The sequence below is a fragment of the Belnapia moabensis DSM 16746 genome (assembly GCF_000745835.1).
GTDB classification, from domain to species: Bacteria; Pseudomonadota; Alphaproteobacteria; order Acetobacterales; family Acetobacteraceae; genus Belnapia; species Belnapia moabensis.
In genome coordinates this window covers 1-18,034 of sequence record NZ_JQKB01000002.1, presented here as the reverse complement: position 1 = coordinate 18,034, position 18,034 = coordinate 1, and the positions used below count along the sequence as shown (strand labels likewise).

Below are 18,034 nucleotides of genomic sequence, written 5' to 3'. Positions count from 1 at the left end.
GGCCTAGCTCCCGCGGCGCCTTCGGGCGCTGCGGGACCTCACCCCTCCAGCCTGACATTGGCGATGCGGGCCACCTCGCGCCATTGCGCGATCTCCCGCCGCACGAACGCCCCGAATTCTTCCGGCGTGCCCGGCGCCGCCGTGCCGCCCAGCTCGATGAAGCGCGCCTGCATCGCCGGCTGGCGCAGGATGGCGTTGAGATCGGCATTTACCTTCTGCACGACCTCCGCCGGCGTCCCCGCCGGGGCGCAGAGCCCGGTCCAGCCATAGGCGCCATAGCCCGGCGCCACCGTCTCCGAGATGGTCGGCACCTCCGGCAGCTGCGGCGCCCGCTCCGGCGTGGTGACGGCGATGGGGATGACCTTCCCCGCCTGGATATGCGGCAGGGCCGAGGCGACGCTGTCGAACATCAGCTTCACGTTGCCCGAGAGCAGGTCGGCCATGGCCGGCCCGCTGCCGCGATAATGCACCATGTTCATCCGGATGCCGGTGCGGTGAACGAAGAGCTCCGCCGACATGTGCTGGCTCGTCGCCGGCCCCGCCGTCGCCAGGTCGATCGCCCCGGGCGCCGCCTTGGCCGCCGCGACGACCTCCGCCACCGAACGCATGCCGAGCGACGGGTGCGCCACGATCAGCAGCGGCAGCACCACCACATTGCCGACGAAAGCGAAGTCCCGTTCCGCGTCATAGGGAATGCGCGGCAGCACGGAGGGATTGACGCCGAGCGTCCCCGACGTCCCCGCCGTCAGCGTATAGCCATCCGGCGCCGCCCGTGCCCCCGCCTCCAGCGCCGGTGCTCCGGCGCCACCACCGCGATTCTCGACGACGACCCTCTGCGGCCAGCGCCGCGACAGCTCATCCGCATAGAGCCGGGTGAAGATGTCGGCCGCCTGCCCGGGCGGGAAGGGCACGATGATGCGCACCGGCTTCTCCGGCCAAGCCGGCTGCTGCGCACGGGCGAGGCCCGGCACCATGGCGGCTGCCCCGAGCAGGCTGCGGCGCGTGAGATGCGTCATGAACTGTCCCTCCCGGACTCTTTGCCGCAGGATGGCGCCAAATCACGGGAGAGGGAAAGCGCATGGCCGCCAATTCGGTACGGATCGCGGTGCTGCCGGGCGACGGCATCGGCACGGAGGTGACGGACGCGGCGCTCGCGGTGCTGGAGCCGCTCGCGCGCCGCCACGGCATCGGCCTCTCGACCGAGACGCTGCCGGCCGGCGCCTTCCATTACCAGGCGACCGGCGAGGCCTTCCCCGAGAGCAGCTTCCGCGCCGCCGAGGCGGCCGATGCGATTCTGCTCGGCGCCATGGGCTGGCCTGGCATCCGCCAGGCGGACGGCACGGAGATCGCGCCGCAACTCGACCTCCGCTTCCGCCTCGGCCTCTATGCCGGGGTGCGGCCGGTCCGCGCCATCCCCGGCGTACCGGTGGCGCTGGCCGACCCGCGCGCCCAGGGCATTGACTTCGTTCTGGTGCGCGAGAGCACGGAAGGGCTGTTTCACTCGCGCGGCGCCGGGCTGGTGACGGAGGACCGGGCGGAGGAGACGCTCCGCATCACCCGCGCGACGACGGAAAAGCTCTCCCGCTTCAGCTTCCGCCTCGCCGAGCGGCGCGCGGCACGGCTCGGCCGGAAGGGGCGCGTCACGCTGGTCGACAAGGCGAATGTCTTCCGCGCCTTCGCCTTCATGCGCGCGGTCTTCGACGGTGTCGCCGTGGAATTCCCCGGCGTCGAGAGCGGCCACCACTATGTCGATGCCATGGCGCTCGACCTGGTGCGGAAGCCCTGGGCCTTCGACGTGCTGCCAACCGAGAACATGTTCGGCGACATCCTCTCGGACCTTGCCGCCGGGCTGGTGGGCGGCATGGGCTTCTCGCCCTCGGCCGATATCGGCGACGAGCATGCGGTCTTCCAGCCGGCGCATGGCACTGCTCCCGACATCGCCGGGCAGGGCATCGCCAACCCGACGGCGATGCTGCTCTCGGCGGCGATGATGCTCGACTGGCTCGCCAGCCGCGGCGCCGGCCAGGGCTTCGCCGAGGCGGGGGCGGAACTGGAGGCGGCGGTGGATGCCGCCTTCGCCGCCGGGCTGCGCACCGCCGATATCGGCGGCGGCGACGGCACCGCGGCGGTGATGCGGGCCGTCGCGGAGCAGATCGGCGGATGATCTCCCGCCGCGCGCTGCTGGAGGGCGCGGCGGCAGCGGGCGGAGCGCGGGCGGCGGTCGCGGTGCTCGCCGCGCTCGGCGGGCTGCCGGCGATGCCGTCCTCGGCCGCGCCGCCCGCCTTGCCACGGGATGGACGCCGGGCACTGGTCGTCGGCGCCGGCATCGCCGGACTGGTCGCGGCGCTGGAGATGAAGCGGGCCGGCTGGTCGGCCCGCGTGCTGGAAGCCGCACCGCGCGCCGGCGGCCGTTGCATGACGCTCCGCGCCGGCGACGTGGTGGAGGAGGAAGGCTCTCCCGCCCAGCGCGTCGCGTGGGATGCCGCGCCGCATCTCTACGCCAATCCCGGCCCGGCCCGCATCCCGCACCACCATCACGGCATCCTCGGCTATTGCCGCGCCCTCGGCGTGCCGCTGGAGGTTCTGGTCGACGAGAACCGCGCCGCGCGGCTCGAAGCCTCAACCGGCCCCGTGCCGATGCGGCGCGTGCAGGCCGACCTGCGCGGCCTCGTCGCCGAACTCGCCGCCAAGGGTCTGGAGCGCGGCACCGCCGAGGCACCGCTTGGGGAGGCCGATCTCGATGCGCTGCGCGCCATGCTGCGCCGCTTCGGCGCTCTCGGCCGGGACATGCGCTACCATGGCACCTCCCGCGCCGGCTGGGCGGAGCCGCCCGGCGCCGGCCTCGCCCCGCCGCGCGCGATGGCACCGCTCGACCCGCGCCTGCTGCTGGAGCCGGCGCTGTGGGAGGGCGCCGCCTTCGCCGAGGGCGTCGATTACGCGGCGACCATGCTGCAGCCCGTCGGCGGAATGGACCGCATCGCCGCCGCCTTCGCCACGGCACTTGGGGATTCGTTGGTGACGGAGGCCGAGGTGCTCTCGCTCCGCCGCACCGAGGCCGGCGCCCGCATCACCTGGCGCGGCGCGGATGGCACGGTGCGGCAGGATGAGGCGCCCCGCATCCTCCTCGCCCTGCCGGCCCCGGTCCTGGCGCGGCTCGACACCGACCTTTCGTCTGAACGCAAGATCGGCCTCGCCGCGCTGCATTGCGCCGCCGCCGCCAAGCTTGCCTTCCAATGCGACCGCCGCTTCTGGGAGGAGGACCACGCCATCTATGGCGGCATCTCCTGGCTGCCGCGCGAGGCCACGCAGCTCTGGTATCCCTCGCACGGCTTCCACGCCGCCAAGGGCATCCTGATCGGCGCCTATATCTGGGAGGACGAGACCGGCGAGCGCTTCGGCGCCCGCAGCCCGGCCGAGCGCGCCGCCGTCATCGCCGCCGATGGCGAGGCGCTGCATCCCGGCCTCTCCCGCGAAGTCGCGGCGCCGGTTTCCATCGCCTGGCGCCGCATGCCGCGCGCCCGCGGCGCCTGGGCGGAATGGACCGCGGAGCAGCGCCGCGGCCTCTACCCGCTGCTGCGGAGCCCCGAAGGCCCCTACCACTTCGCCGGCGAGTACCTCTCCTGGTTCACCGGCTGGCAGGAGGGCGCGGTGCTCTCCGCCTGGGCCGCGCTGAAGGGGATGGCCTAGAAATCCACGCTCAGGATCATCTTGCCGAGCCAGCGATCGCTCGCATGGGTCAGCCCATGGCCGATGCCCAGATGTACGGCGAAGCGGTTGCTGATCTTGATGTCCGTCGTGAAGAAAAGCTGGTGCGCCTGCTGCGGCAGCCCCTCGCCGCGGCTGATGCGGCCGAAATCCATGTAGTGCTCCAGCCCAAGCCAGACGATCGGCGCCACCTGCCGTACGCCGCGCACCGAGGGCACGAAGACCGGCCCGCCCTGGCCGAGCGGGAACACCACGGACGGGTTGAGGATCAGCTGCCAGGGCCCGCTGCGCATGTCGATGATGGGCCGCAGGGTCAAGGCCAGATTGGATTCGGCGAAGCGGACCGACTGGTGGCCGATCTCGATATCCATGCCATAGGCGAAGGGCCGGGTGTCGGCGCCAGGGCTGATGAAGCTGTTGCGCAGCTTGAATCCGCCGCCATAGGTGTCGCCGGAGAATTCGCGCGCGACCGGCAGCAGCAGCGCCACCTCATGCCAGGGGGCGGTGGCGAAGCCGAGCTCCGCCGTCGCCAGCAGCCCGTTGCGGGGCGCTCCGTCGCCAAGCCTGCCGCGGCGACCGGCATTGAAGTGGATGTTGATGTCGGGCACGCCCGGTTCGGCGATGCGCCCGTCATAGACTTGGAATTCGTCGAAGCCCGCGGCGCCGGCGGGCGAGGCCAGCAGCAGCGCGGCGAGGGCGAGGGCAAGCCGCTTCATCGGGCGGCCGGCGCGATCACCGCCCATGTCGTCGTCACATGCACGGCAACCTCCTCGCTGTCCTCCGCATGGATCATGATCTCGCCGAAGACCATGCGCCTGCCGCGCTTGACGAGCCGCGCCTCGGCCAGCACCGGGCCGCTGCCGGCAGGGCGGAGGAAATTCACCGTCATGGTGGAGGTGACGCTGTTGTCACGCCCATCATTCACCGAGAGCAGCGCCGCCCACATCGCCACATCGGCAAGCCCCATCAGCGCCGGGCCGGAGAGCGTGTCGCCCGGCCGCAGCAGCCGCGTCGAGGCAGGCAGCCGCAGCACGGCACGGCCGTCCTCGGCCTCGAGCAATTCGACGCCCCAGTCCTCGGCGAGCGGCACGCCGCGGCGAATCACGGCGAGCATGGTGGCGAGATCCATCAGCGTCCTTCCAGCACACGGCCGATGCAGGGATTGCGGCCCATCCAGTAGCAGAGCTCCGCCGGCCGGGCGATGCGATAGAGCGCGAGGTCGCAGCGCAGCCCAGGCACCAGCCGCCCTCGGTCATCCAACCCGAGCGCCGCCGCCGCCTCGACCGTCGCGCCGCGCAACGCCTCGGTGACGGTGAGGCGATAGAGTGTGCAAGCGAGGTTCAGCATCAGCAGCAGGGACAGGGCAGGGGAGGAGCCCGGATTCATATCCGTGCTGACCGCCATCCGTACCCCCGCCGCCCGCATCGCGCCGATATCGGGGATGCGCGTCTCACGGAGGAAGAGCGTCGCCCCCGGCAGCAGCACGGCAACCGTCCCCGCCCGCCCCATGGCAGCGAGGCCTTCCGTATTCGCATGCTCCAGGTGATCGACCGAGAGCGCGCCGCATTCCGCGCCGAGCGCCGCGCTGCCCATGTCGCCATGCTGGTCGCCATGCAGCTTCACCGGCAGCCCGGCACGCCGGGCGGCGCCGATCACCAGCCTCGCATCCTCGCTGTCGAAGGCGAGCGGATCGTGGAAGATATCGACCGCATCGGCGAGGCCCTGCGCCGCGGGCACCATCGCCGCGGCGACGAGGCGCGCATAATCGGCGCGGCGGCCGGCATACTCCGGCGGCACCGCATGCGCGGCGAGCAGCGTCGTCCGCACCGCAACGGGCAGCGCCTCGGCCAGGCGGCGGGCGGCGCGGAGCTGGCGCAGCTCCGCCTCCTGCTCCAGCCCATAGCCGGACTTGATCTCGATGGTGGTGACGCCCTCGGCCATCAGCGCCTCGGCGCGCGGCAGGGCGGCGGCAAGCAACCCCTCCTCATCCGCCGCCCGCGTCGCGCGCACGGTCGAGAGGATGCCGCCACCCGCCTTCAGGATCGCCTGGTAATCCTCGCCGGCAAGCCGCCGCTCGAACTCGTCCGCGCGGTCGCCGCCGAAGACGAGATGCGTGTGGCAGTCGATCAGCCCGGGCAGGATCCAGGCGCCGCCGCAATCCGTCGTCTCGATCCCGCGCCCCGGCACCGCCGCCCGTGGCCCGACCCAGGCGATTCGGCCATCCTTCGCGGCAATGGCGCCATCCTCGACGATGCCGAGGCCGTCGCCCTGCATCGTCGCCAGATGCGCATTCAGCCAGATGCGGTCGAACACTAGGAGACGTCCACCAGGGCGGCGAAGCGGCCCCGCTCCACCAGCGCCTTCACCGCGGCGATGTCGGGCGCCATGGCGCGATCCTCGTCCCACGCCGCTGCGACACCCCGCACCAGCCCATGCGCTGCCTCGATTGGCGCGGCGCTCTGCAGCGGGCGATGGAATTCGACGCCCTGGGCCGCCGCCAGCAATTCGATGGAGAGGATGCCTGCCAGGTTGTCCGCCATGTCGTGCAGGCGCAGCGCGGCGCCGGTCGCCATGCTGACATGATCCTCCTGGTTGGCGCTGGTCGGGATGCTGTCCACGCTGCGCGGCATGGCCAGCGCGCGGTTCTCGGCGGTGAGCGCCGCGGCCGTCACCTGCGCGATCATGAAGCCGGAATTCACTCCGCCATCGCGGACCAGGAAAGCCGGCAGGCCCGACAGCACCGGGTCCGTCAGCAAGGCGATGCGCCGCTCGCTGATCGCGCCCAGCTCGGCGAGCGCCAGCGCCATGGTATCGGCCGCGAAGGCCACCGGCTCCGCATGGAAATTGCCGCCCGACAGAACGTCACCATCGACAACGAGCGGATTGTCGGTGACGGCATTCGCCTCCCGCTCCAGCACCTGGGCGGCCTGGCCGAGCAGGTCGAGGCAGGCGCCCGCCACCTGCGGCTGGCAGCGCAGCGAATAGGGATCCTGTACGCGCGGATCGCCGATCCGGTGGCTCTCGCGGATCTGGCTGCCTGCGAGCAGCCCGCGCAGCGCCGCCGCCACGCGGATCTGCCCCGGTTGGCCGCGCAGCGCATGGATGCGCGCATCGAAGGGCGTGTCGCTGCCGCGCGCCGCATCGACCGACATCGCCCCGGCGACGAGCGCCGTCCGCAGCAGGTCTTCCGCCGCGAAGAGCCCGGCCAGCGCCAGCGCCGTGCTCACCTGCGTACCGTTGAGCAGCGCCAAGCCTTCCTTCGGGCCGAGGGTGAGCGGCGCAAGCCCCGCCGCCGCCAACGCCTCCGCCCCGCGCAGCACCCGCTCGCCCTGGAAGGCCTCGCCCTCGCCGATCAACACCAAGGCCATGTGCGCGAGCGGCGCCAGGTCGCCCGAGGCGCCGACCGAGCCGCGCGCGGGGATAGCTGGCAACACATCGGCCGCGAGCAGCGCCAGCAGGGCCTCGATCACCTCGGCGCGGATGGCGGAGGCGCCGCGCGCCAGCGAGGCCGCCTTCAGCGCCAGCACCAGCCGCACCACCGGCGCCGGCAGCAGCGGGCCCGTCCCGGCGGCATGGCTGCGGAGCAGGTTGACCTGCAACTGTGCCAGCCGCGCCGCATCGATCCGCGTCCCCGCCAGCTTGCCGAACCCGGTATTGACGCCATAGAGCGCCTCACCCGTCGCCAGCCGTGCCTCCAGCGCTGCGACGCTCGCCTGCGCCACCGCCTGCCAGCCGGGAGCGAGCGCCAGAGTCTCGCCCTGCATCACCGCCCGCCACTGGCTGAGCACAGCCTCGCCCGGAATGACCGTCATCGCTCCCCCTCCCGCGCGTCAGCTGAGGCTCGGCAGGTCGAGCCCATGCTCCCGCGCGCAGTCGATGGCGATCTCGTAGCCCGCATCGGCGTGGCGCATCACCCCCGTCGCGGGATCGTTCCACAACACGCGCTTCAGCCGCCGCGCCGCATCGGCCGTGCCGTCGCAGACGATGACCATTCCCGCATGCTGGCTGAAGCCCATCCCGACGCCCCCGCCATGATGCAGCGAGACCCAGGTGGCGCCGGAGGCGGTGTTGAGCAGCGCATTCAGCAGCGGCCAGTCGGAGACGGCATCCGACCCGTCCCGCATCGCCTCCGTCTCCCGGTTCGGCGAGGCAACGCTGCCGCTGTCGAGATGATCGCGTCCGATGACGACCGGCCCGACCTCGCCCCGCGCCACCATCTCGTTGAAGGCGAGGCCGAGCCGGTCCCGCTGGCCGAGCCCGACCCAGCAGATCCGCGCCGGCAGCCCCTGGAAGCTGATCCGCGCGCGCGCCATGTCGAGCCAGCGATGCAGATGCGGATCGTCCGGGATCAGCTCCCGCACCTTCGCATCCGTCCTGCAGATGTCCTCCGGGTCGCCCGAGAGCGCCGCCCAGCGGAAGGGCCCGATGCCACGGCAGAACAAGGGCCGGATATAGGCCGGCACGAAGCCGGGGAAGCCAAAGGCATTCGCCAGCCCTTCCTCCTTCGCCATCTGCCGGATGTTGTTGCCGTAGTCGAGCACCTTGGCGCCCATCCGCTGGAAGTCGAGCATCGCCTGGACATGCGCCACCATGCTGCGCCGGGCGGCGGCGGCGACGGCGGCCGGGTCGCTCTCCCGCTTCGCCGCCCATTCCGCCAGCGTCCAGCCCGCCGGCAGGTAGCCATTCGCCGGGTCATGCGCCGAGGTCTGGTCGGTGACGATGTCCGGCACCACGCCGCGCCGCACCAGCTCCGGGAAGACCTCCGCGGCATTGCCCAGCAGCCCGACGCTGATCGCACGCCGCTCGGCGCAGGCGGCGCGGATCATCGCCAGCGCGGTGTCGAGATCATCTGCCCTGTGGTCGAGGTACTTCGTCTCCAGCCGCTTCTCGATCGAGGAAGGCTGGCACTCGACCGCCAGAACGCAAGCCCCGGCGAAGACGCCCGCCAGCGGCTGCGCCCCGCCCATGCCGCCGAGCCCACCGGTCAGGATCCAGCGGCCCGCGAGGTCGCCGCCGAAATGCTGCCGCCCCGCCTCGGCGAAGGTCTCGTAGGTGCCCTGCACGATCCCCTGGCTGCCGATATAGATCCAGGAGCCGGCCGTCATCTGGCCGTACATCATGAGACCCTTGCGATCGAGCTCGGAGAAATGCTCCCAGTTCGCCCAGCGCGGCACTAGGTTGCTGTTGGCGATCAGTACGCGCGGCGCATCCGCATGGGTCTCGAACACACCGACCGGCTTGCCCGACTGCACCAGCAGCGTCTGGTCTTCGCGCAGGCGGCGCAGCACCTCGACGATGCGCTCGTAGCTCGCCCAGTCGCGCGCCGCGCGGCCGATGCCGCCATAGACGACGAGCTCGCCCGGCCGCTCCGCGACCTCGGAATCGAGGTTGTTCATCAGCATCCGCAGCGGCGCTTCCGTCGTCCAGTGCAGGGCGGAGCGTTCGAGCCCGCGCGGCGCGCGGATCGCCGGAGAATTGCGGAGACGGGAATTCGCCTGATCGGTCATCGGGGGATGATAAACCGTCCGGTTCCCCGCGTCAGCCGGCACGGCGGGGCCGCTGGCACCATGGCTGGCGCAGATGTGCGTTGCATGGCGGGACCGATGGCGGTTGTTGCGGCGCAGCAGACAGCGCCACACAGCCAGGATCAACGCCTTGCCGGATACCCACGTCCCGGACGCCAAAGCCACCGCCGTGCCAGGGCTCGATGCGCCACGCTGGCCCGGGCGACTGCTCGGACTGGTCGCGGTGCTGGCGCTGGCGACGCTGATCGGCCTCGCCTGGCTCTGGATTCAGCGCAATCCGATGCTCAGCACCTGGGACGAGGTGATGCACCTCAACCTCTCCATGGGCGATGCGATGGTGCTGCGCAGCGGCGACCTGGCCGCGTTGCGCGACGACCTGCTGCTGCAGGACCGCTGGCTGCCGCCGGGCCTCCGGCTGCTCGGCCTGCCGGTCGCGGCGCTCTTCCCCGCCGATCCGCAGACCGCGCTGCGGCTCTTCGCCTCGGTGATGACGGCGCTGACGGCGGGCGTTATCTGGCTCGGCCTGCGCCGCGTCGCGGGCGCCGCCGGCGCGGCGGCGGGCGTGCTGGTCTACCTGCTGGCGCCGCTCAACATGATCGGCGCGCAGAGCTTCATGACGGAGCTGCCGCTGCATTTCGCCGCCGCCTGCGCCCTCGCCCTGCTCCTGCACGAGGCGGTGGCGCCGCGCGCCTCCATCTGGCGGCTCGGCCTGCTCGGGCCGGTGCTCGGCCTCGGCGCGCTGGCCAAGCTGACCTTCCTTCCGACCATCGGCCTCACCTGGGTCGGCATCGCGCTCTGGCGCTGGTGGCAGGACCGCGACGCGCCGGCGCTGCGGCTGCGCCTACTTCTGCCGGCGGTCGGGCTCGCGCTCGCCGCCTGGCCCTTCTACCTGCTGAATGGCGGCCGCTATGTCGGCTATGCCAAGCAGACGGCGGCGGGCTACGCCTATTTCGTCCAGCCCGAGGATCTCGGCCTGTCCCAGCCCGTGCGCGTCGCCAATGGCCTGATCTGGGACATAGTGGGCTTCAGCGGCCTGGCGCTGCTGGCGGCCGGCGCGGTGCTGTTCCTGCTCTGCTGGCGGCGGCTCGGCCCGGGGCGGCGGAGCTTCGCCGCGCTCGCCGTGGTGGCCGCGCTGCCCGCAATCTTCGCCTACAGCTTCTCCGCCAACCAGACCGACCGCTATGTCGGCATCAGCCTGATCCTGGCCGCCTTCCCGGTCGGGCTGGCGATGGGCCGGGCGCTGCGCGACCCGCAATATGGCCGCATCGCCCGCGGCGCGGCGGTGCTGGTGGCGGCGGCCGGGCTGGTGCAGCTCGGCCTCGCCTGGGCGATCGCCGTCGCCGGGCCGCTGCCAGGCCGGCCCCTGCGGCCATTGATGAAGGCAAGCTGGCGCGACAATAACGCCTGCGACCTCGCCGGGCTGACGAACCTGCTGCCGCAGCGCCCCGAGGGCGACCGGCTGCGCATCGGCGTCTTCGGCCTCACCACGTCGGTCAATCCGAACACGGTGAACAACGGCTTCCTCCGCCGCGACATGCGCGCCCATGTGATCGAGCTGGTGAACGACAGCGAGACCAGCATCGACTGGGACAAGCTCATGGCCGAGAGCGCCCAGCTCGACCTCATCCTCCTGCCGGAGATCTTCTGGCGCGGCGAGCAGGACGCGGGGAAGACGCCGGTGGGCGGCCGCCATGTCGCCGACCGCTCCATCCCCGCCTACCGCGAGCGGCTGGAGGCGGCCGGGCTGGTCGAGGACCGGGGCGCCATCGCCAATGGCCCGGCTCCGGCCTGCGCCGTGCACGCGCTCGTCATCCGCGCCGACAACCCCGCCGCGCAGACCGCCCGCGCCCGGCCGCTGCGGCCGGAGGCGCGGGAATAGCGCCTCATCGGTTGGGAAAGACCCGCCGGGCGAGGTCCAGCAGCAGCCAGCACCCCGTCGCCCAGGCGGCGCCGAGGAACCAGCCGGCCAGCACGTCGCTCGGCCAGTGAACGCCGAGATAGACCCGGCTGCCGCCGACCGCCAGCGTCAGCACGACGGCGGCAGCGAGGATGTAGCCCCGCTCCCGCCGCCGCTCCGCCCCCCCGGCCAGCAGCGCGCCGAGGGTGAGGAAGCCAATCGCCGAGAGCATCGCATGGCCGCTCGGGAAGCTGCTCGTCTCCACCTCGACCAGATGCGCGACGAGGCTCGGCCGCGGCCGGTCGAAGCCGCGCTTCAGCAGCATGTTCACCAGCAGCCCGCCCGGCAGGGCGAGCAGCAGCAGCGTGACGGAGCGCCAGCGCCGCCGCAGCACCAGCCACCCCAGCGCCAGCAGCGACAGCAGGCCGAGGACCGGGATGCCGCCGAGCGCGGTCAGGTCGCGCATCGTCAACTCGAGCCAGGGCGGGCCGAGCGGGTCCGCCGGGTCGGCCGGGTTGCGCAACGCCAGCAGCACCGCCTCGTCGATATGGCGGCCGTCGCCCTCCAGCACCTCCATCACCTCAAGGAAGCCGAACAGCCCGCCGGCGCAGACCGCGAGCGCCAGCAGCGGAGCCAGGTGCCTGGTCCGCAGGGGGAGGGGGCGGGGCTCGGCGGGGTCCGGCATGCGGTATCGCTCCTAAAGCATCATCGCCGAAGACGTGGATCATGCGACGAAACAAAATCCTGAAGCATGGTCCGCGATCCGGTGACCGCGGACCATGCTTCAGGGTATCGATCCGCAGGCAACCTCCGGCCGCTTCGCCGGTTGCATCGCCGCAACAGGTCGATACCGGGACATTCCGACGATGCATGACCGAGGCCGTGCCCTGCTGATCGTGAACCGCCAGGCCCGCCGCGGCGCCGAGGCGGCGGAGGCGGCCCATGACGCGCTGGAGATGGCGGGCCTCGGCGTCGCCCGCTTCGAGACACCCTCCGGCATGTCCTGCGCCGACTCCGTCACCGCAGGCCTCGCCCGCTTCGGGACCGGGGAGGGGGGGATCGACCGCATCGTCATCGGCGGCGGCGACGGCACGCTGAACGGTGCCATCCCGGGCCTGCTGCAGGCGGGGCTGCCCTTCGGCATCCTCCCCCTCGGCACGGCGAACGACCTGGCGCGCAGCCTCGGCATCCCGCTCGAGCTGGAGGAGGCGGCGCAGGTCATCGCCAGGGAGCAGCCGCGGCCGGTCGATCTCGGCGAGGTCAACGGCCACCGCTACTTCAACGTCGCCAGCATCGGCTTCAGTGCCGAGCTGGCGGGCGAGCTGAAGGCGGATGCGAAGCGGCGCTTCGGCAAGCTCGGCTACGGCATCGCCGCCTTCCGCCTGCTGCGCCGCGCCCGGCCCTTCACCGCGACGCTGATCCATGACGGGGTGACGAAGCGGATCAAGACCATCCAGGTCTCTGTCGGCAACGGCCGGCACTACGGCGGCGGGATGACCGTCGCCGAGGATGCCAGGCCGGATGACGGCCTCTTCGACGTCTACAGCCTCGAGGTCGCGCATTGGTGGCGGCTGGTGGCGCTGATCCCCTGGCTGCGCAGCGGCACCCAGGGCCGCTGGCAGGATGTGCGCGCCTTCCGCACCACGGCGCTGGAGGTGCGGACGCGCAAGCCCCGCCCGGTCAACACCGATGGCGAGTTGACAACCCACACCCCGGCCGTCTTCCGCCTGCACCGGGCGGCGCTGCGGGTCTTCGCGCCGCCCGGCTGAGCGGCCATGATGCGCCGATGCCCGACTTCCACGCCCCCGCCGCCCTGCTGCCCGACGGATGGGCTGCGGATGTGCTCATCGCCGCCGATGCCGCCGGCAGCATCACCGCCGTCACCCCTGGCGTGGCGCCCGGCGCGGCGCGGCGTTTGCACGGCGCGCTAATCCCCGGCCTGCCGAACCTCCATTCCCACAGCTTCCAGCGCGCCATGGCGGGTGCGACGGAGCGGCGCAGCCCGGAAGGGCAGGACAGCTTCTGGTCCTGGCGCGAGGTAATGTACCGTTTCGGCGAGCGCCTCGGCCCGGAAGAGGCGGAGGCGATCGCCGCGCAGCTCCAGGTGGAGCTGCTGGAGGGCGGCTTCACCAGCCTCGCCGAATTCCACTACCTGCACCACCAGCCGGACGGCACGCCCTATGCCGATCCCGACGAGATGGCACTCCGCAACCTCGCCGCCGCCCGCCGCACCGGCATCGGCCTGACCCTGCTGCCGGTGCTCTACCGCCATGGCGGCATCTTCGGCCGCCCGCCCGCGCCGGGACAGCGCCGCTTCCTCAACGACCTCGACCCCTATCTGCGCATCGCCGAAGCCTGCCGCTCCGCAGTCACGGGCGACCCGCAAGCGACGGTCGGCCTCGCCCCGCACAGCCTGCGCGCGGTGACGCCGGAGATGCTGGCAGCGGTGGCGGCTGAGCCGGGGCCGCTGCATATCCACATCGCCGAGCAGCAGCGCGAGGTGGCGGAATGCCTGCTCGCCACCGGCGCCCGCCCGGTGCAATGGCTGCTCGACAACGCGCCGGTCGATGGGCGCTGGTGCCTGATCCACGCCACCCACATGAACCCCGCCGAGACGGCGGCGCTGGCCGCGACCGGCGCCGTCGCCGGCCTCTGCCCGACCACCGAGGCCTCGCTCGGCGACGGCTTCTTCCCGCTGCCCGGCTGGCTCGCCGCCGGCGGCCGGTTCGGCATCGGCACGGACAGCCATGTCGGCACCGCCGCCCGCGACGAGCTGCGCCTGCTGGAGACCGGCCAGCGCCTGCTGCTCCAATCCCGCGCCGTCGCGGCGAGCGAAGCACTCCCCCATCCCGGCCGCTTCCTGCTGGAGGGTGCGCTCTCCGGCGGCGCCATCGCCTGCGGCCGGCCCATCGGCGCCATCGCCCCCGGCCGCCGCTGCGACCTGGTAGAACTCGATGCGGACCATCCGTCACTCGTCGGGCATTCGGCCGATGGCCTGCTGGACGCCTGGGTCTTCTCGGGCGCGGCGAACCCCATCCGCACCGTCATCGCCGGCGGCCGTCCGGTAGTGGAAGCAGGCCGTCATATCGCCGCCGCTTCCATCGCCGCCGCCTATGCCCAGGTGATGCGCCGCCTCCTGGCCTGACGTTCCGGGTCCGCGCCCCCATCTGATGGAGGATGGCCGCCCCGCTCCTCGACATCCGCCGCATCTACCTCGAAGCCGCGGCCGCTGCCCTGCCGCGCGGCCGTGAGGTCCTTGCCCGCTTCCCCGAGGCAGAGCGCATCGAGGTCGCCTCCCACTGGCGCATCCCGGAACTGCGCGAGGCCGACCCGGAGGACTACCTCCGCCCCAAGCGCGAGGTGTTGGTCCTCGGCGTGAAGAAAGGCCTCCCCTTCCGCCCGAACGGCCGCAGCGCCGACTTCATCGCCCCCTCCAGCTCCAATGGCTGCGCAATGGCCTGCGCCTATTGCTACGTCGCCCGCCGCAAGGGCCACGCCAACCCGATCACTGTCTTCGCCAATATCGAGCAGATCATGGCCGCCACCGCCCGCCATGCAGAGAAGCAGGGGCCGAAGCCGGAGCCGAACCAAGTGGACCCGCGCGACTGGGTCTACGACCTCGGCGAGAACGGCGACCTCTCGGTCGATGCGCTGATCTCAGACAATGTCCGCGACCTCGTCGCCCTCTTCCGCACTCTGCCCAACGCCAAGGGCAGCTTCGCCACCAAGGGCGTCAACCCCGCGCTGCTCGACTACGACCCGCAGGGCCGCACCCGCATCCGCATGTCGCTGATGCCGCACGGCATGGCGAAGCTGCTTGACGTGCGCGCCCCGCCGATCGCCGAGCGCATGGCTTTCGTGCCGGAACTGCATCGTGCCGGCTACGAGGTGCACCTCAACTTCTCCCCGGTTGTGCTGCACGAGGGATGGGAGGCGGAATGGACCGCGCTCTTCGCGGAACTCGATGCCCTGCTGCCCGCTGCGGTGAAGCAGCAACTGGCGGCCGAGATTATCATGCTCACCCACAACGAGGCGCTGCACGACGTCAACCTCGCCTGGCACCCCAAGGCCGAGGAGATGCTCTGGCGCCCCGACATCCAGGAGGAGAAGCGTTCCGAGGCCGGCGGGGTGAACCTTCGCTACCGCACCGGCTGGAAGGGCCGCTGGCTCGCCCGTTTCCAGGCCCTGCTCGCGCAGCACATGCCCTACTGCCGGGTGCGCTATGCCTTTTGATGCCGCCCCGCCGCGCCTCTGGGTGCCGAAGCGCGTGCTGGCGACGCCCGCCGCCCTCGCCTGGCCGGAAGGCGCCGCCATGGCCGAGCGCGCGGCGGCCCTCGGCGCCGAGCTGGTCCGGCTGAAGTCCGACCGCCTGACCGGCCTGCCCGACACCTACCGCGACGCCAAGACGACCCTCGCCCTGGTCGTCGCCCCGCCGAGCAAGCGCCGCCCCCAGCCCATACCGCCCAGCGCCGATTTCCGCTTCGACCTCGCCGCCGGCTGCCCGGCGCATTGCCAGTATTGCTACCTGGCGGGATCGCTGGCCGGCCCGCCTATCATCCGCGCCTATGCCAACCTGCCCGAGATCCTGGCGGAACTGCCGCCCCTCCTCGGCCAGGGCCGCGTCACCTCGACCGACGCGGCGAGGGCAGGGGAGGGCACCACCTTCGAATGCTCCTGCTACACCGACCCGCTGGCGCTCGAGCACATCACCGGGGCGCTTGCCACCACCATCCGCCGCTTCGGCGAATGGGAGGCGCCGGTGCAGCTCCGCTTCACCACGAAGTACGACGCGGTGGAGCCGCTGCTCGGCCTGCAGCACAACCGCCGCACGCGCATCCGCTTCTCGCTGAATGCCGCCGGCGCCGAGCGCTTCGAAGGCGGCGCACCCCGTATGCCGGCCCGCCTCGCCGCGCTGCGCCGGATGGCCGGGGCCGGCTACCGCATCGGCCTCACCATCGCGCCGATCCTGCCCATCGCCGGCTGGGAAGCGCAATACGACCGGCTCCTGGCGGACTGCGCCGAGGCCCTGGACGGCATCCCCGACCCCGACCTCACCGTCGAGCTCATAACCCACCGCTTCACCGAGTCCTCGCGCAAGATCCTGCGCGACTGGTATCCCGGCAGTCGCCTCGAGATGGAGGACGCCCAGCGCAGCCGGAAGACCACCAAATTCGGCGGCATCAAATACGTCTTCCCCCGCGAGCAGATGGCGTCGCTCCGCCGTGGGCTGGAGGCCAGCCTCGCCGGCCACCTGCCCCAGGCCCGCCGCCTCTACTGGACCTGAGCGGCCACCCCCTGCCATAACGCAGCCGGGAAGAACGCCCGCTCCACGGCACACCTGCACTCAGGAAGGAGCGGCATGCACCGCCTCGTCACCGCGGCCCTCGCCGCGCTCATCGCCATGTCGGCCCCCGCATTGGCGCAGACCCGCTGGGTCATGGCCACCGCCTATCCGGACGCCAATTTCCACACTCAGACCGTCCGCGCCTTCCTCGCCGATATCGAGGCAGCGGCGCCCGGCAAGCTCGCCGTCCAGCTCCACAGCAACGCCTCGCTGATGCCGCTGACCCAGATCAAGCGCGGCGTGCAGACGGGCCAGATCCAGCTCGGCGAATTCCTCCTCGGCGCCTATGGCAACGAGGACCCGATCTACGAGGTCGACTTCATCCCCTTCCTCGCCAGCAATTGGACGGAAGGCCGCGCCCTCGGCCAGGCGGTCGAGCCCGCCATCCGCGCCAGGCTCGAGCGCCAGGGCCTCACCGCCCTCTACATGGTTCCCTGGCCGAGCCAGGCCCTCTACAGCCGCACCGAGCTGCGCAGCGTCGAGGACCTGCGCGGCAGCCGCTTCCGCGCCCAGACGCCGATCATCGCCCGCATGGCGGAGCTGCTCGGCGCGACGCCGGTGCTGGTGCAGGCGGCCGACATCCCGCAGGCCTTCGCCACCGGCATCGTCAACGCCATGGTGACGAGCGCCCAGACCGGCGTCGACAGCGCCGCCTGGGATTACTCGAAGTACTTCTACAACATCGGCTTCACCCTGACCCGGAACGTGGTCGTGGCGAATACCCGCGCGCTGCGCTCGCTCGATGCCGCGACCCAGGCCGCCATCACCGCCGCCGCCGAGCGCGCCGCGGCTCGTGGCCTGGAAGCCTCCCAGGCTTCCGAGCGGGAGATGACCGCCCGCCTCCAGGCCCATGGCATGCAGACCCCGACGCCGAGCGAGGCGCTCATGTCCGGCCTCCGCGCCATCGGCGCGAAGCAGGAGGAGGAATGGCTGGTCAAGGCCGGCCCCGATGGGCGGGCGATGCTGGAGCGTTACCGCGCCCTGCTGCGGCAGTAGAAGTTTGGCGTCATGGACGAAACCGCCGGATCTGCCTGCCGCTGACCGTGCAGGCTACTCCGATCAGGTGATTCCACCCGACCGGGGTCTGCTCGAGGCGATACTCCGGCATTGATTTGCCTGTCAGCGCAGCTTGCTGTGCTGCGCCAGCATCAGGTCGGCTCCGGTCGCGATGGCGCTCGGTGCCCGGACATATCGGAGAAAGGGTCCGGAGATTCGCTTCGTCCCATCCGGGAACTCCTCCTCGAGATCGTAGACGAGAAGTGTCACATTCTCCGCTGGCAGTTGCAGCGTCGCGCTCTGCAATGCCTTGAAGCCTGCCGGTTCGGTTTGGACGGTCGTCAGGACGCCTTTTGTCAGGATGAGGCTCCCCTTCGTGTCCGGTGGGCCGGGTGGCGGTGCTGGCTGTTGTGCGCCTCCGCCTGCGACCGGCGGACGGTTCATCTCCTTCGGCACCGTCTTGTCCTGCTTCATACCAAGTCTCGGAGAGCGTGACTTGCTGGGGATTCCCAGGAGGACGGCGCTCTGATTCAACGTGGCGAACAGGGGAGCTTCGCCATGCCCATC

General features: G+C 71.7%; 16 protein-coding genes. 8 read left to right on the top strand and 8 right to left on the bottom strand.

Annotation, left to right across the window (positions count from 1 at the left end; translation table 11 throughout):
• Positions 1–38 precede the first annotated feature (38 nt).
• Positions 39–1,016 (bottom strand): Bug family tripartite tricarboxylate transporter substrate binding protein, encoded by a 978-nt coding sequence (locus EP26_RS01135; RefSeq protein ID WP_043334811.1) that lies wholly within the window; start codon positions 1,014–1,016, stop codon positions 39–41.
• 62 nt (positions 1,017–1,078) lie between these two features.
• Here EP26_RS01135 and EP26_RS01130 point away from each other — a divergent pair, with 62 nt between their 5' ends.
• Positions 1,079–2,164, top strand: a complete 1,086-nt coding sequence (locus tag EP26_RS01130; protein WP_043334807.1) for an isocitrate/isopropylmalate dehydrogenase family protein — start codon at positions 1,079–1,081, stop codon at positions 2,162–2,164.
• Positions 2,161–3,687 (top strand): flavin monoamine oxidase family protein, encoded by a 1,527-nt coding sequence (locus tag EP26_RS01125; RefSeq protein ID WP_043334805.1) that lies wholly within the window; start codon positions 2,161–2,163, stop codon positions 3,685–3,687. Before EP26_RS01130 ends, EP26_RS01125 begins: the two co-directional genes overlap by 4 nt.
• Here the strand turns inward: EP26_RS01125 and EP26_RS01120 are convergent.
• Genes EP26_RS01120 through hutU form a run of 5 tightly spaced genes read right to left on the bottom strand, consistent with a single transcriptional unit; the run spans position 3,684 to position 9,212 of the window.
• Positions 3,684–4,448, bottom strand: coding sequence for a hypothetical protein (locus tag EP26_RS01120; protein WP_052388655.1), 765 nt, complete (start codon positions 4,446–4,448; stop codon positions 3,684–3,686). The two genes, EP26_RS01125 and EP26_RS01120, sit on opposite strands and share 4 nt — an antisense overlap.
• A complete protein-coding gene (locus EP26_RS01115) occupies positions 4,418–4,834 on the bottom strand; it encodes a PaaI family thioesterase (protein ID WP_043334804.1) in 417 nt (138 codons plus the stop codon). Before EP26_RS01115 ends, EP26_RS01120 begins: the two co-directional genes overlap by 31 nt.
• The gene (hutI, locus tag EP26_RS01110; protein ID WP_043334800.1) at positions 4,834–6,018 is read right to left on the bottom strand and encodes an imidazolonepropionase; all 1,185 of its coding nucleotides are present in this window, start codon (positions 6,016–6,018) and stop codon (positions 4,834–4,836) included. Before hutI ends, EP26_RS01115 begins: the two co-directional genes overlap by 1 nt.
• Entirely contained in the window at positions 6,018–7,517 is a 1,500-nt protein-coding gene (gene hutH / locus EP26_RS01105; protein WP_043334797.1) for a histidine ammonia-lyase, read from the bottom strand. The genes hutI and hutH overlap by 1 nt, the downstream gene beginning before the upstream one ends.
• An 18-nt stretch (positions 7,518–7,535) precedes the next feature.
• Positions 7,536–9,212: a urocanate hydratase gene (gene hutU, locus EP26_RS01100; protein ID WP_043335088.1), complete on the bottom strand. Its 1,677-nt coding sequence runs from the start codon at positions 9,210–9,212 to the stop codon at positions 7,536–7,538.
• Between the two features lie 148 nt (positions 9,213–9,360).
• Here hutU and EP26_RS01095 point away from each other — a divergent pair, with 148 nt between their 5' ends.
• A complete protein-coding gene (locus EP26_RS01095; protein ID WP_043334795.1) occupies positions 9,361–11,109 on the top strand; it encodes a glycosyltransferase family 39 protein in 1,749 nt (582 codons plus the stop codon).
• A gap of 4 nt (positions 11,110–11,113) precedes the next feature.
• On the opposite strand, the gene EP26_RS01090 is transcribed toward EP26_RS01095, so the two are convergent.
• On the bottom strand, positions 11,114–11,812 hold the full coding sequence (locus EP26_RS01090; protein ID WP_052388654.1) for a phosphatase PAP2 family protein: 699 nt from the start codon (positions 11,810–11,812) through the stop codon (positions 11,114–11,116).
• A gap of 181 nt (positions 11,813–11,993) precedes the next feature.
• Here EP26_RS01090 and EP26_RS01085 point away from each other — a divergent pair, with 181 nt between their 5' ends.
• The 5 genes from EP26_RS01085 to EP26_RS01065 all read left to right on the top strand — a co-directional run bounded on the left by EP26_RS01085 (position 11,994) and on the right by EP26_RS01065 (position 17,467).
• Positions 11,994–12,896 carry a lipid kinase gene (locus EP26_RS01085; RefSeq protein WP_043335084.1) on the top strand — a complete coding sequence of 301 codons (903 nt, stop codon included), beginning with the start codon at positions 11,994–11,996 and terminating at the stop codon, positions 12,894–12,896.
• 17 nt (positions 12,897–12,913) lie between these two features.
• Positions 12,914–14,272 (top strand): formimidoylglutamate deiminase, encoded by a 1,359-nt coding sequence (locus EP26_RS01080; protein WP_043334793.1) that lies wholly within the window; start codon positions 12,914–12,916, stop codon positions 14,270–14,272.
• Positions 14,273–14,304: 32 nt separating this feature from the next.
• Positions 14,305–15,360, top strand: coding sequence for a spore photoproduct lyase family protein (locus tag EP26_RS01075; protein ID WP_043334792.1), 1,056 nt, complete (start codon positions 14,305–14,307; stop codon positions 15,358–15,360).
• Positions 15,350–16,411: an SPL family radical SAM protein gene (locus tag EP26_RS01070; RefSeq protein ID WP_043334791.1), complete on the top strand. Its 1,062-nt coding sequence runs from the start codon at positions 15,350–15,352 to the stop codon at positions 16,409–16,411. The genes EP26_RS01075 and EP26_RS01070 overlap by 11 nt, the downstream gene beginning before the upstream one ends.
• A gap of 75 nt (positions 16,412–16,486) precedes the next feature.
• Positions 16,487–17,467 (top strand): TRAP transporter substrate-binding protein, encoded by a 981-nt coding sequence (locus tag EP26_RS01065; RefSeq protein WP_043334790.1) that lies wholly within the window; start codon positions 16,487–16,489, stop codon positions 17,465–17,467.
• Positions 17,468–17,590: 123 nt separating this feature from the next.
• Here the strand turns inward: EP26_RS01065 and EP26_RS01060 are convergent.
• A partial coding sequence (locus tag EP26_RS01060; protein ID WP_211259344.1) for a hypothetical protein occupies positions 17,591–18,034 on the bottom strand: 444 nt, incomplete at its 5' end.